This is a genomic window from Desulfobacter hydrogenophilus (assembly GCF_004319545.1).
Taxonomy (GTDB): domain Bacteria; phylum Desulfobacterota; class Desulfobacteria; order Desulfobacterales; family Desulfobacteraceae; genus Desulfobacter; species Desulfobacter hydrogenophilus.
Map to the genome: position 1 here is coordinate 3,207,427 of NZ_CP036313.1, position 13,346 is coordinate 3,220,772.

15 protein-coding genes and 1 pseudogene are annotated in these 13,346 nt (G+C 46.3%); 9 read left to right on the top strand and 7 right to left on the bottom strand.

The window, feature by feature from the left end:
* Positions 1-82 precede the first annotated feature (82 nt).
* Positions 83-424 carry a Uma2 family endonuclease gene (locus EYB58_RS24575; RefSeq protein WP_341273394.1) on the bottom strand — a complete coding sequence of 114 codons (342 nt, stop codon included), beginning with the start codon at positions 422-424 and terminating at the stop codon, positions 83-85.
* A 75-nt stretch (positions 425-499) separates the two neighbouring features.
* Positions 500-664 carry a hypothetical protein gene (locus EYB58_RS24580; protein WP_306464074.1) on the bottom strand — a complete coding sequence of 55 codons (165 nt, stop codon included), beginning with the start codon at positions 662-664 and terminating at the stop codon, positions 500-502.
* 381 nt (positions 665-1,045) lie between these two features.
* Here EYB58_RS24580 and EYB58_RS24770 point away from each other — a divergent pair, with 381 nt between their 5' ends.
* A complete protein-coding gene (locus EYB58_RS24770; RefSeq protein ID WP_242637365.1) occupies positions 1,046-1,171 on the top strand; it encodes a PLDc N-terminal domain-containing protein in 126 nt (41 codons plus the stop codon).
* A gap of 40 nt (positions 1,172-1,211) precedes the next feature.
* Here EYB58_RS24770 and EYB58_RS14230 read toward each other — a convergent pair whose 3' ends face one another.
* From EYB58_RS14230 to EYB58_RS25010, 5 genes and pseudogenes are all read right to left on the bottom strand, one after another.
* Positions 1,212-2,417 carry a YihY/virulence factor BrkB family protein gene (locus EYB58_RS14230; protein ID WP_111953323.1) on the bottom strand — a complete coding sequence of 402 codons (1,206 nt, stop codon included), beginning with the start codon at positions 2,415-2,417 and terminating at the stop codon, positions 1,212-1,214.
* Between the two features lie 112 nt (positions 2,418-2,529).
* Positions 2,530-3,009 carry a DUF4112 domain-containing protein gene (locus EYB58_RS14235; protein WP_111953321.1) on the bottom strand — a complete coding sequence of 160 codons (480 nt, stop codon included), beginning with the start codon at positions 3,007-3,009 and terminating at the stop codon, positions 2,530-2,532.
* Between the two features lie 55 nt (positions 3,010-3,064).
* Positions 3,065-3,475 (bottom strand): sll1863 family stress response protein, encoded by a 411-nt coding sequence (locus EYB58_RS14240; RefSeq protein ID WP_131072073.1) that lies wholly within the window; start codon positions 3,473-3,475, stop codon positions 3,065-3,067.
* A gap of 353 nt (positions 3,476-3,828) precedes the next feature.
* Positions 3,829-4,116: a sll1863 family stress response protein gene (locus tag EYB58_RS14245; protein WP_111953317.1), complete on the bottom strand. Its 288-nt coding sequence runs from the start codon at positions 4,114-4,116 to the stop codon at positions 3,829-3,831.
* Positions 4,113-4,947 (bottom strand): annotated as a pseudogene (locus tag EYB58_RS25010) (P-type ATPase actuator domain-containing protein). Before EYB58_RS25010 ends, EYB58_RS14245 begins: the two are co-directional and overlap by 4 nt.
* 240 nt (positions 4,948-5,187) lie before the next feature.
* Here EYB58_RS25010 and EYB58_RS14260 point away from each other — a divergent pair.
* From EYB58_RS14260 to EYB58_RS23240, 8 genes are all read left to right on the top strand, one after another.
* Positions 5,188-5,490 carry a trehalose-phosphatase gene (locus EYB58_RS14260; RefSeq protein ID WP_163354269.1) on the top strand — a complete coding sequence of 101 codons (303 nt, stop codon included), beginning with the start codon at positions 5,188-5,190 and terminating at the stop codon, positions 5,488-5,490.
* Between the two features lie 355 nt (positions 5,491-5,845).
* The gene (locus EYB58_RS23235; protein ID WP_163354271.1) at positions 5,846-6,154 is read left to right on the top strand and encodes a hypothetical protein; all 309 of its coding nucleotides are present in this window, start codon (positions 5,846-5,848) and stop codon (positions 6,152-6,154) included.
* A 430-nt stretch (positions 6,155-6,584) separates the two neighbouring features.
* A complete protein-coding gene (locus EYB58_RS14270; RefSeq protein ID WP_111953307.1) occupies positions 6,585-8,237 on the top strand; it encodes an ABC1 kinase family protein in 1,653 nt (550 codons plus the stop codon).
* 76 nt (positions 8,238-8,313) lie between these two features.
* Entirely contained in the window at positions 8,314-9,768 is a 1,455-nt protein-coding gene (locus EYB58_RS14275) for a dihydrolipoyl dehydrogenase family protein (protein WP_242637367.1), read from the top strand.
* Positions 9,769-9,920: 152 nt separating this feature from the next.
* Positions 9,921-10,367, top strand: a complete 447-nt coding sequence (locus EYB58_RS14280) for an MgtC/SapB family protein (RefSeq protein ID WP_111953305.1) — start codon at positions 9,921-9,923, stop codon at positions 10,365-10,367.
* A 59-nt stretch (positions 10,368-10,426) separates the two neighbouring features.
* Positions 10,427-11,110: a hypothetical protein gene (locus EYB58_RS24485; protein ID WP_207309052.1), complete on the top strand. Its 684-nt coding sequence runs from the start codon at positions 10,427-10,429 to the stop codon at positions 11,108-11,110.
* Positions 11,103-12,767 (top strand): amino acid permease, encoded by a 1,665-nt coding sequence (locus tag EYB58_RS14285; RefSeq protein ID WP_207309053.1) that lies wholly within the window; start codon positions 11,103-11,105, stop codon positions 12,765-12,767. Before EYB58_RS24485 ends, EYB58_RS14285 begins: the two co-directional genes overlap by 8 nt.
* Positions 12,768-13,195: 428 nt before the next feature.
* The gene (locus EYB58_RS23240; RefSeq protein ID WP_163354273.1) at positions 13,196-13,345 is read left to right on the top strand and encodes a hypothetical protein; all 150 of its coding nucleotides are present in this window, start codon (positions 13,196-13,198) and stop codon (positions 13,343-13,345) included.
* Position 13,346: the final 1 nt, after the last annotated feature.

Genomic DNA, 13,346 nt, shown 5'->3' on the forward strand with positions numbered 1-13,346 from the left:
GGGGGGCCTCTCCTTTTTGTCCAGATGATGATACCTTTATATATCCCACTTCAGCCATCATTTGCTCATAGAGGGCTGCCGCTTATTTTGATTCAAATTCAATATCCCAATAAATTTCATACAATGGCAATTCGCAATTAACGGATTCCATCTTTAAAACCTGGTTTGCACCTTCGTAAGAATGATATTCCCACTTGCCCTCATCGCTGCGTATATATTGTTCAACATGATATTCATCTTGAGAAACAAGGATATCTTCTCGAAGTGTCGGGATTGTCCGGTAATAAGTAAACTTTTTCCCTCTATCAAATGCTCCTGTTGAATCTGAAAGAATTTCCATGATGACAACCGGGTTTATCAGCGTATCAAATTCACTATCTTCAAACTTTGCATCACCACAATGAATGAATATCAGGGTAAATATAGTTGTCTGAAATTTTCATACGCATATCATTAGAAACTGCTTTACAGGTGGAGTTATCAGCTTTGAATTTATTTCTTAGTTCCCCTGTAAGGCTGGCATTAATATAGATGTGATTTTTTTTTTTGCTCCAACCATGTCAAATAGCTCACCGTCAAAAAATTTATGCTTAATATCCAAAGAACTTCTTTCAAGGGCAAGATATTCTGTCGGTGTTATTTTTTTTTGTGGTTGTGCGGTCATTTTCCCCCACCCTTTTCTGTCTCGAAAGTCCATAAATAAATATATTATATCATGTAACAGAAGAATACTAGATCATCGAGTAATAGTGTATTAGAAAAATCCATCGAGATAAATGAGGCTTTTACCTCATTTTAACCGTTTCAGCATGCACCTGGCCTTTACAGCTTTATTTCATCCGAGACACAAGTTTTTACCGATTCATTTATAGGCCTGGGAAGACTATCCTTTCTATATACCAAATTTTTTATTTGACCTGATTGATCTGGATGGAAATATAAAAAAGGTGAATACCACTGGGAACCCAAGTCACACATACAAGGAGGATAACATGGGAATGGAAGTAGGCGGTCTTTTCGGGCTGATTATTTTAATCGCAGATATATGGGCTATCGTAAAGACAATCGAAAGCTCCGTATCAACAGGGAAAAAGTATTCTGGACCCTTCTGATACTTTTTCTCCCCGTATTGGGGTTTCTTCTTTGGATTGTTGGTGGACCACGAAAGTGATGGAAGATATGCTCTGCTAGCCGCTGAAAGGTGTCATCAATCAGATATCTTTGAGGAGGCGCTCCCCGGAAGACTGCTTGGCAGCTGCCGCAAAAGTTTCCAGGCTCTGCTCCAGCGCTGTCAACTCCAGTGTGTCTCCCAGATACAGATCATCTTTTCCCATATTTTCAAAGGCTGTAACAACATCCATGACAGTCATGCATTCAATGTCCCGGGCCGGGGTAAAGCCGGGTTCAGGGGCACTCACTTTGAACAGAATGCGGCTGTGGACCAGTTTTTTCATAAAAACCGATGTAATGTTCACAGACAGGTGGAGATGATCGGCAACGGATAAGGATGTCACCGGCGCTCTGCCCTGGGCAAACCGTTTCACACAAAAAACCGCTATTCTGAGGAGGATCAATTTTTTCATCCGCACACTGATGTGCTCATATTCCGGGTCTTCTGTCTGAAGCACATCAAAATGTTCCCAGACAAAGGATATTTCAGCGCCGAACAGCACAATGGTCCAGGACGCATTTAACCAGAACAAAAACAACGGTATGGCTGCAAAACTGCCGTAAATGGCATTATAGGTGGAGACCCCCACCTGGAATTTCAGATAGGTTATCTGGGCCAGCTGAAAAATGGTGCCGGCAATTACACCTCCGGCCAGAGCGGCTCGGATATTCACATTTTTATTGGGAATAAACATATAAAAAAAGGTAAATACGATCCAGACAGTCAAAAATGGAATTATATTCAAACCAAAAGAAAGCAGACGGCCCAAGCTGACTGGAAGATCAAGGATTACCATGAATTTTTCCAGATAACCGGTGACAAAAATGGTGGCACTGCCGGAAAAAATCACCAGCAGCCCGGCAGCCATGGCAATGGAAATATAATCAGTAATTTTGCGGATCAGAAGGCGGCTTCCCCTGACCCGCCAGATCCGGTTGAATATATCTTCCATGTGGCCCATCATCTTTATCAGCGCATACATCAAAAAGATGATGCCCAGCACGGCCATGAGCCCGCCTTTGGTTCTCTCCAGCAGATTGACGGAAAAAGTCAGAACATTCTGGATGATCTGTTCCTGGCCGGCAAACAAAGACAGTATCCGGGTTTCAAGATATTTCTGGAAACCAAAACCCTTGGCAATGCCGAATGCCATGGCCATAACCGGTACAATGGACAACAGGGTATACAGGGTTAAGGCAGATGCCTGCAGGCTGCACCGGTCCCGGACAAATTCCTTGAACGACATCTGGAAAATACCATATCCTAATTGCCAGTATTTGTTCAGGACGTTTTTGATATTTTTCCTCCTTATATTGCGTTCTGCTGAGATTTCGAAAGGAACATCTATTCTCAAAGCATCAGACCACACCAACAAACACGTTCAAAAAAGCACGAACCAGAAAAAATCCAAGCATACCGACAAAAATCACCAATCCTATTAGTACCGCACCAAGCCCCCAGACAAACAGTCGACTGGTGACAACGGTTTCCCGGGGATTGGCAAGATAGCTGTCGAGCAGATGGACGTTGCGCTGGTTTGCCTTCCAGACAAAATCGAAAAGGTCTCCCAGCACCGGCACAGTGCCTGCAAGTGCATCAAGGGCAATATTCAAGGCCATTTTCAGAAGCAGAACCTTTGGTGCGCCCAAACGGGCTGCTTCTGAAATGACCACACTGGAAATGAGCGCTCCGATCGTATCGCCAAACCCGGGAATAAGGCCAATCAATCCGTCAAGACCAAACCGCGCATTGAATCCTGGCACCTTGATTAAACTGTCGAGATAATGGGCCAGACGTTCCAGTTTCTTCCTGGATTTTTCCTTGTCGGTCTTCTGCATTCAAGATTTACCTATTTATGTTTAAAATCCAAACAGGCGTTTTGATGAAGTAACGCTACTTGTTGTCAGTATCAAATTCGCTTTTGGCTTTTTCCCAGGAGTCGCTCATCGCCTGGTAGGCGTCTGAGAATCCCTTTTTCATCTGTCCCCATGCACCTTGAGAACTGTTTTTGAAGCTTCCATACCACTCGGCAAGCTCATTTCTCTGTCGGCGCAGCGTTTTCAGATTGGCCCTGGCTTTTTCACGGGCTGTCTGGGTCATCTGGTCCCACTCATTGTCAACGCGGCTTTCCAGTGCGTCAATTCGTGCGTCGACCTTTTTGATTGCCTGATTGGCCTCCTTGACTGCCTGGTCCCGTTGGTCAACGGTGTATTGCTGAAGGGTGTTGATCAGCTGCTTTGTTTCTTTTTTAACATCCTGGGCAGTGACGGTGTCATTGCCGGATTGCGCTTGTACAGTTGGCATAAAGCATAACACCATCACTACAATCATGCTTAGAATCAACCTCTTTTTTCTCATAGTTTATCTCCTTAACTCCCCATTCGCTTATTTTTTTTAGTGTTTTGTTAATTTTTACACACAATATATTGTGTTATAATACTCTTGCTCAGAAAAATTATGTCATATTTGGAATGCAAAATCATAATTTTTATATGCAAAAAACAAACCATATAAGAATTAAAAACTAAAATTATTCAGGATTGTCTTTTTTTAGGCAAATAATGACTCCCCATGATTATAAATTGGCTTTTCTGATTTCAAAATAAGCGAATGGGGAGCCTTAATATAAAATTATGAATAATTTTGTTTTGTCCTTATCAACTGAAACGTGATGTAGCCGATTTGATGGAACTGCTGAGAGAATCCCAGGCCCTGTCGATGCCGGCTTTGAGATCTTCCCAGGCGTCATCACTGGCTCCCTTGAGTTCATCAAGCTTTTTACCGGCCTCATCCTGCATGGCCCGCAGCTCTTCAATCTGTTTGTTATATTCCAGCTGCGCATCTGCTTCGACTGAATCAGCCTTGGCTTTAAGCTTGTCAATTTCTGCATTCCATTCATCCAATTTGCTCTGCAGTTTCTTTTCGTAGGCTTCTTGCATACTCATATCTTATCTCCTTTGTTGTGTTGTGTCTCCCCATTTGGGAGTGCAATTCCGGTCAACCGATTGCAGGTCTTCGACCAGCCTGGGAGAACCGGCATACTTAAATTAGCCCTAATATCAAACCGTTCGATTATACCCCGCTCGTAAATGCGCAACATCATTTGATCATAGAACGATATGCATGTTATTTTTTTTCCCCTTTGCCGGACAACCGTTTTGTTATCCATATATTTCCTGCAATCATCACAATTGCCAGGGCTGCCGCAATGAGTCCATTCACCCAGCGGTGTCAAAACTTCTTCCTGCGCGCCCTCGGCCAGCCGGAAAATATGCCCCAGCTGGGTGGACATACCGGTGGCTACCACCACGCCTTTGCCTAATCCATGGGTCAGAGCGGTGCCGTTGAAAAGCATGTTTTTCCGCTCTGCAAGGAGGGTGTCTTCGGCCAGCGCCGCCACATCCTTGTCCACCGGCATAGACTCTCCGGTCAAGACGGATTCATCGGCTTTAATCCAGTTGGCCTCGATCAGCCGGAACCATATCCCCGCCTTCCAGAACCAGAATGTCTATGGGAACCAGTTTGGCGGCATCAATTTTCTGGATTTTTGATTGGCGCAGCATCTTGGCATGCCTTCTGGTCATCTGCTGTAATGCTTCCATGGAGCGTGCGGCCCGCAACTCAGTGCCGAACCCGATGACCACATTGATGATCAAAGCCACCAGTATGGCGATCCCTTCCAGGAACTGCCCGAGAATGAAAGACACCCTGCAGCCATAGCCAGAAGCAATACAATGAGATTCTTGATCTGGGCAGTCAATATCTGCCAGATGCATGTTACTGGGTATCTTTACATGTTTGATTTGCCCCTTTTCCTTTTATTATCAGATATTATCCAGTAAGCTGCCATTTTTTGTAACCATACCAGACTCTGAAAATTGATCATATGGTGAAAAACCACCATTTTCTTATTGTCCCGGTATGCAGTTCGGTTAAATTTACTTTTTTCACCTGGCTGTCATGGGATCAAAAATTCATAAATAGAAAAATTATCCCAATATGAGGGTTATTATGTATTGCATAACAGGCAAAAAAAAAATGTATCGTTATTCTATGTTAAAAACAGCTCAAATCGATATCAGGCAAAAAGTACTCTGACACCTATTTTCAATGATCCAGACAAGGCGTTCCTGGACGAAAATATCCGGCAGACACTGGAAAAAGTGGCCGGGAAATGGGTGGTGGCCGTCATCAGCGGCAGGGACCTTGTCAGGGCGTACCACAATGCCACGCGGACCGTAAACGGCCTGGCGCGGAAAAAGAGTTTGACTCCGGTAAAAATAAATAAAAGCAGATGGACCTTGAGAAGATACAGATAAAAGCCCAAGCAGAAGGCGTTTGCGTTGACAATTGATCTTGGCAGCCACCGGCTAAAACCATGATTCAGGAATGAACCCCTATGCAGTCACTATCTTACAGCGTTCGGTTTTCAGTCGTTTTGAAATACTTCGGCCATCTCAATCTTGTTCTGGCCGTCCTGGTCCTGGTTCCCCTAACGACTTCCCTGTTTTTGGGAGACTATGCCATCAGCGTGAGATACCTATTGGTTCTTGTTGTTTTTCTCGCGATAGGCAGTGGATTTTCACGGTTGAGGACAAACCCGCCACGTTTTTGTTTGCCCGTGCATGGATGCAATAGTATGGGGGCTTGGGTATTGCCGTGTTGGCGTTGGCCGTGTTGATAAAGCCGGGCCAGACTGCCAGGCGGTTGGGCGATCTGGCGGATTATAATGACGATCTTGTCGGCACCACCCGCTCACATGTCAAACATGTTCTTCTGGTGTACGGGGTTCTGACCCTGGTCAGCATTCTTGTGCTGGCGGCCCTTGGGACCGGCTGGTGGGATGCTGTACTGTATATCTTCGCTGCCGTTTCCACGGGCGGTTTTGCCCCTTATGACAATAGCTTGGCTGCCATGGGGGGGGGGGCTGGCCCCAGGAGGCGGTCCTGCCAACCATCCGTCGGAAACACAATTTTTTCATAAAATCGTCATTGATTCCCACATCTGCCAGCGCACCGTTCACTGCACTAACGGCTGCCCTCACAACCGCCTCCAGAAAAAGGTCACTCATCTTTTTTTTTGTCCTCACAGGTTGGGGTTGATATTCGGTTTCAGCATACATCTGCATTTTCAGGAAAGATATACGCAGGTAATATCATATTGCTCCGGGAAAGTTCTGTAACGACGGTCCGGGCGCTGCAGTAGGCCGCGAGCATAATACATGAATTCGTATTCTTAATTACAGGTATTGCTGGATTTAAAAAACAAGCTGAATCGTTAAACTGGTAGTTACAGGATCAGATGTTGATTGAGAGCTGTGCTGGAAAAAGACCGTTTCTGACGGACAATCCTGGCCGGAAAGGGCCGCAATGGACGGTAGCGGGTCCGCAATCGCCGCATTAGGAGAGGGTTTATGCAGATAAATGATTTGAGAAAACTTGGCCGGTTCAAGGATATTGTTGCCATTTTAGCGAAATACGGCTTTGATGATATTGTTCTGCGTCTGGATGTGCCGGGATCGGATCTGCTTCGAAAGATGCATCCCGTGGAGACCGGCAAAAGCGGTTATGAGCGGTTTCGAGCCGCCATTGAAGATCTCGGTCCCACCTGTATAAAATTCGGACAGATCATGAGCCTGCGTCCCGACCTGCTTCCCCAGGAAGTTCTGGCGGAACTGGAAAAGCTTCAGGATGACGTTCCGGCTGCTGAATATCCGGACATTGAGTCGGTGGTCCGGGAAAATTTGGGGGTGCCGATCAGGGACGTGTTTTCCCGTTTTGACAGGGAACCGATTGCCGCCGCTTCCCTGTCCCAGGTACACCAGGCGGTTCTTCGCCGGGAGAAAACATTTGTCGCCGTAAAAGTGCAGCGTCCGGACATTGAAAAAACAATAAAACTCGATCTGGACATACTCGAGGGCATCGCCGGATTTCTGGATCAGCAGTTTGAAGACCTGCAGGTTTATGATTTGCCTGAACTGGTTCGCGTGACCCGCCGGAACATGATCAAAGAACTTGATTTTACACAGGAGCGGAACAATATGGAAATTGCGCGCTCCTATGTTTCCGAGGAAAGCTATATTATTCCCGTTACCTATGAACAATACTCCAATGACAAGGTGTTGGTCATGGAATTGATCCGGGGCAAAAATTTCAAAGGACTGTGTTCGGCGTCGGGATGGGACCGGGAGCGGATTGCGTTAAAAGGGCTGAAGGTGTTGGTCAAACAGATACTTGATGACGGCTTTTTTCACGCCGATCCTCATCCCGGCAATCTGCTGATTACCGAAGATATGAACCTGTGTGTCATTGACTGGGGATTGGTGGGCAGGCTTACCGAAAAAGATCGGTTTCAGCTGATTTCGCTGCTCAAGGCGTTTGTGGAAAAGGACAGCGAAGCGTTGGTGCATATTTTTTTGAGAATCTGCCATACCGGCGGTCGTAACGTTGATGCCGGAAGAATTGAACGGGAACTCATGGAAATTCTGGACAATTACCATGCCGTGCCCATCAAGGATATCAACGTGGGCCAGTTTTTGATGAGCATGACCGCTTTGATGAGAGCGCATCATTTAGGCATGCCGTCCAATCTGAGCCTAATGGTCAAAGCCCTGGTGACGGCCGAGGGCTCGGCCCGGCTCGTCTATCCTGAACTCGATATTGTTTCCGAAATCAGCGATTATGTCCACGGCCTGGTAAAAAAACGGTATAGGCCGGAGGTGATATGGCGGAGCGTACGCAATTCATTGGCGTCCCTCTGGTATTCACAGCGGCAGATACCTGAACAGTTAGGCCGGGTGGTCGGCAGACTCGAGCAGGGCAGACTGGGATTCAGGTTTCGCCTGGAAAAGCTTGAACAACTGGTCGACAGCCTGGAGAGTGCCTCAAACCGCTTGACGGCGGGTATCATCACCGGGGCCATCATCATGGGATCATCCATGATCATCACCACCGGGGTCGGTCCGTTTCTTTTCGGTTTTCCCGCACTCGGGGTCATCGGTTATATCGTATCCGTGGTGCTGGGGCTGTGGCTGATTTACACCATACTCAAAACCAGACCACATTAGATTGGAGAGAATATATTATTGCCACGCGCCACCCCTGAACACCTTAAAAGACAATATTCGGGGGAGGACCTGAACGATGACGAACATCAAACGACCGTGTAAGAGCTTTGTGGATAAAAAGAATGATGATGATCAGAAAGGAAGCATTATGCCTGAATATGATGTGATGATAATCGGCTCTGGAACTGCCGGACAGACCGCTGCGTACCGGCTGAGGGATGCGGGTTTTAAAATAGGGCTGGTGGAACACAGCCCGCAACCTGGTGGAACATGTGCCCTGCGGGGATGTCAAGCAAAAAAATATTTCTACGAAGGCGCTGAGACCGTTGCCCGGTCCAGACATATGGAAAATATTGGTATAAAAACGCCTGCACAGGGGGATTGGGGTCAGCTTCTCAATGCCAAAAATAAATTTACGCAAAAAGTCCCTGAAAATACCGTTACCAGGCTTGAAGAGAAAGGGATTGATTTCATCAGAGGGCATGCGCGGTTCACCGGAGAGAAAAGTCTGTCCGTGGAGGGTACCAATTATACGATGACCAACGCCATTGTGGCTGCCGGTGCTGCACCTGCATCTTTACCCATTCCAGGTATGGAACTGGCATTGGACAGCCAGAGCTTTTTGGAACTGGAAAAGCTGCCCCGCAGAATTCTTTTTGTGGGAGGCGGTTTTATTTCTTTTGAATTTGCTCATTTTGCAGCCCGCCTTGGCCCATCAGGCAGCAGCTGCGTTATATTGGAAGCAGGTCCCCGGCCCCTTGGCCCATTTGATGAAGAGATGGTCGCCTTGTTAACCGAGGCATCGGCCCCGGAAAATATTACAGTCCATTGTCAGGTGGAAGTTACCGGCATTGAAAAAATAGGTTCGGAAAAAATGCGGGTTCACACTGCGGATAACGGTGTTTTTGACACCGATATTGTGGTTCATGGTGCCGGCCGTTCTCCGGCGATTGATGATCTCGATCTTGAAAATGCTGACGTTACATATTCAAAAAAAGGAATTTCAGTTGACCGTTTCATGACCACCAGCAACCCCCGAATTTATGCCGTAGGAGATTGTGCGGATACGATTCAGCTGGCCCGGGTGGCCGATGCCGAAGCTGGTGCGGCTGCTCAAAATATCCAAAAACGGCGCAGCGGGATGGCGGCAAGTGCCACTGTGGCATATTCATCAGTCCCATCACTTCTGTTTACCTATCCCCAGTACGGTATGGTGGGCGAAACTGAAAACAAACTGGAAGAAAAGGCAATCTCATACAGGAAAAACCAGAACATGAGGCTGGAATGGCCCACATACAAACGGGTGGGATTAACATCCGCCGCCTACAAAATACTGGTCGGGGATCAGGGACAGATTCTGGGGGCACATATTCTTTCAGACAACGCATCAGGTATGATCCAAACCTTTTCACTGGCAATGAAAAACAATATATCTGTTCATAAGCTTCATGAACAATGTATCCTTGCACCATACCCTTCCCGGGAAAGTGATCTGACCTATATGCTGAACTCCTTTGTTCCTGGCAATTAAGTTATGTTGCGGTGAAAAAATATTTATGCATATGAACCAATTGATGTTCCGGCAATTGAGTGCTGAAAGACTCGTAAAAAAATACTGATTAACTCGTCGATATTTATAGTAGAACGAATTTTTAGCAGGGACTCTCTAAGGAGACAATAGTTATGGAAAATTTTCAAATTGAATGGCAGCTGGTCTATGATCATTCGCTCCATTTGGTTTTTGCCTATTTACTGGCCTTACCAATCGGTTGGGATCGTGAGCGCAGTAGTCGTAATTTTGGTTTGCGCACTTTTCCTTTAGTGGCTGTTGTTACCTGCGGTTATATGCTTGTCGGAATATCCGTAATTGACAGCACGGGTGGAGAGGCACGGGTAATCCAGGGGATACTTACAGGTATCGGATTTATTGGTGGGGGAGCTATTTTAACCGACCGGGACAAGGTTAGTGGCACTGCTTCAGCTGCGAGTATTTGGAATACAGGTGCAATCGGAGTAGCTGTTGTAGTTAACCGATATGAAATCGCTGTCATGCTTTCTTTTTTAAATGTTATAACATTGTTCTTTTTCAGTAAATTAAAGGACGAGATGCGGTCTGATGAGAACACCTGAGATTACAAAATAATATGGTAATCATGTACAAATACCTAAAAACTTAAAAAGGGGTTTGTATGGATAAAGAAAAATTAAGTTCTTTAGAAAACGACACCGAAGGCAATGAAATCCAAGCAGGGAATTCGTTGACAGAAAAATCGAATGTTGAACAATTCGAAAGCGCAGGGGGGGAGGAAGCAAAGGATGTTCAGCAACAGACAGAGGAACATGAAGCCAGACAGTCGACAAAATATGGTACGTTCGGCGGAGTGTTCACTCCCACTCTGCTCACAATTCTTGGTGTTATTCTTTTTCTCAGGGAAGGTTGGGTTGTTGGTAATGCCGGACTGGCGGGTGCCTGGCTGATCATCGGCTTATCTTTTGCTATTACCGGATGCACCGGTCTTTCCATGTCATCATTTGTGACTAACATCAGAGTCGGACCCGGTGGCGCATTTTCCATGATTTCACAATCCCTGGGCCTGGAAGTGGGTGGAGCCATTGGTGTGCCGCTCTATTTTTCACAAGCTCTCGCAGTGGTAATGTACATTTTCGGTTTCCGTGCCGGGTGGGAGTGGGCTGCGAGTTCCATGGGATTTCCGTCATTTTCACCGCTTGTTATAGACCTGGCTGCCTTCGCATTAATTTTTGGAATTACTCTGATCAGTACCAGTCTTGCGTTCAAAGTTCAGTACCTTATCCTGGCTGTGGTTATCATATCTCTCTGTAGGAGTCGCCGCCATACGGGGGCCTATGGCTAATCCGATCGAATGGTGGGGAAAATTTCCCGGATCGCCGGAAAATAACTTTTCAGGTATAACCTTCTGGGCTGTTTTTGCCGTATTTTTTCCTGCATCTACTGGTATTATGGCCGGGGCAAATATGTCCGGAGATCTCAAGGATCCAAGAAAATCCATTCCGCTGGGTACAATGGCCGCTATAGCTTTGAGTCTCTTTGTATACCTGGGAATTGCGTATTGGCTTATGCGCGTTGCAACGGTTGAGGAACTGACCGGCAATTATACAATAATGATTGATCGTGCCTTCTGGGGGCCTGCCGTCTTGGCCGGCTTGCTGGCCGCAACATTTTCATCTGCTCTGGCGTCATTTGTTGGTGCACCTCGTATTCTCCAGGCACTCGGCAGTCACAGCATCGTCCCTGCAAGTCGCTGGACAGCCAAGCGCACTAAAAAAGGAGAGCCGCGAAACGCAATGTTTATTACAACCATTATAGTGCTGGCGGCTATTATGTTGCGCGAACTGAATGCGATTGCCCCACTCATCACGATGATTTTTCTACTTACCTATGCGACTATAAATCTTGTTGTATTAGTTGAACAAAGTTTACGTTTGTTGAGCTTTCGTCCTCTTTTACGCATTCCGAAGATGGTGCCGTTCATAGGGTTGACAGGTTGCTTGTTTTCAATGTTTATTATTAACCCTGTCTTCAGTTTGGTCTCAATAATTCTGGTGACGGCTCTCTACTTCGTTCTCATGCGGCGTAAACTCACTTCTCCTTTTGGTGATGTACGAAGCGGTATGTTTACGGCAGTCGCGGAATGGGGAGCCAAGCAGGTCAAGATGATTCAAGGAACATCCGAGAGGGCGTGGAAACCGAACATACTCATTGCACTTGAAGACCCACAACGTCTTCGCGGTGCCTTCGAACTTATTAACCATCTTGCATATCCCATGGGATCAATAAAACTATTAGGTGTTTCCAGGGCTGGTGAAGTTGATTCATTACAAAAAAGACTTCTCGATTCCCAACAGGCATTTGTGGATAACGGCATTTTCACTTCTGCAACAATATTGGAATCAGACGACTATCCTGCAGCGGTCAAAGTCGGTTTACAGGCCCTTGGAGGATCATTTTTCCGTCCGAATCTGCTGTTAATGAATCTTCCTAAAGATAAAAACACTCACGAATCACTCACCGATCTCATTGCGGAAGCCAAACGTCAGAAAATGGGTGTTGCCGTATTCGTTCAACATGATGATGCCGGTCTTGGCCGTCGTAACCGTGTCAATTTATGGATTCCTGATATGGGTCCTCATTGGGAGTTGGAAATGGAATTTGTTAATCTCGATCTAGCTATCCTGCTTGCTTACCGGATGATGGACAGTTGGGACGCCGATCTCACTGTGATCGGTGCGGTAAGCAACGCAGCAGAGAAACAAAAGGCTGAAAAGTTTCTTGCCAGGCTTGTCGGTCTTGCCAGGTTACCGGCTCATACGGCTGCCCATGTCGCTGACGGAGATTTTGGTCGTTATGCCAGTTCAGCGCCGGAAGCTGATTTAAATGTCTTTCCTCTTCCTGAGAAGTTTGATGCTGAATTTTTATGGAGCCTAAGAGATGCTACAGGTTCCTCCTGTCTCTTCACCCAGGATGGCGGTGACGAAAGTGCATTGGCTTAGATTCTGTTCCAAATTACTGCAAGATAAATTAACGCTGAAAAAGCCACCGGCCAACGGCTGCTTCAAGACGATACCAATACATGGGATTTTTTCCGAAACAGTGACCCAAACCCCAAAATGGAACGGCAAACTTACGCAAAAATAATGACTTTTCAACATTTTTTACAAATCCAGTCATATCGGGCATGGCAAAAGACGGCCTTATTGTGTAACTGATACCAGAAATGACTATTCTTCGGATTTTTAATTTCAGTTTTTTTGAGACTCTGATCTCCTTCACTTTTGTATCCGAAGGCGATTTCAGGCGGAAAAAGTTCAGGATGTTCCTTGACTCAAGGTTCGTGCCATACTGGTCCGGGAAGGACCCCAGACTTAGGTCTCTTTTCGACTGGCTTTTGATGCCCTCGATGAAATGATCCAGGCCGCCAATGAAGGAAAAAAATTGGAGGAATTCTAACTCCTTTATCCAAGGGCATCAACTCAAATGGGCCACCACTGTTCGGACCCAGGCCTTCATGCCCGGTCAGGAGCTTGTACTTGTTGATGATGGCCGGGAAAATGCGATGGGGTGCTGGTGAG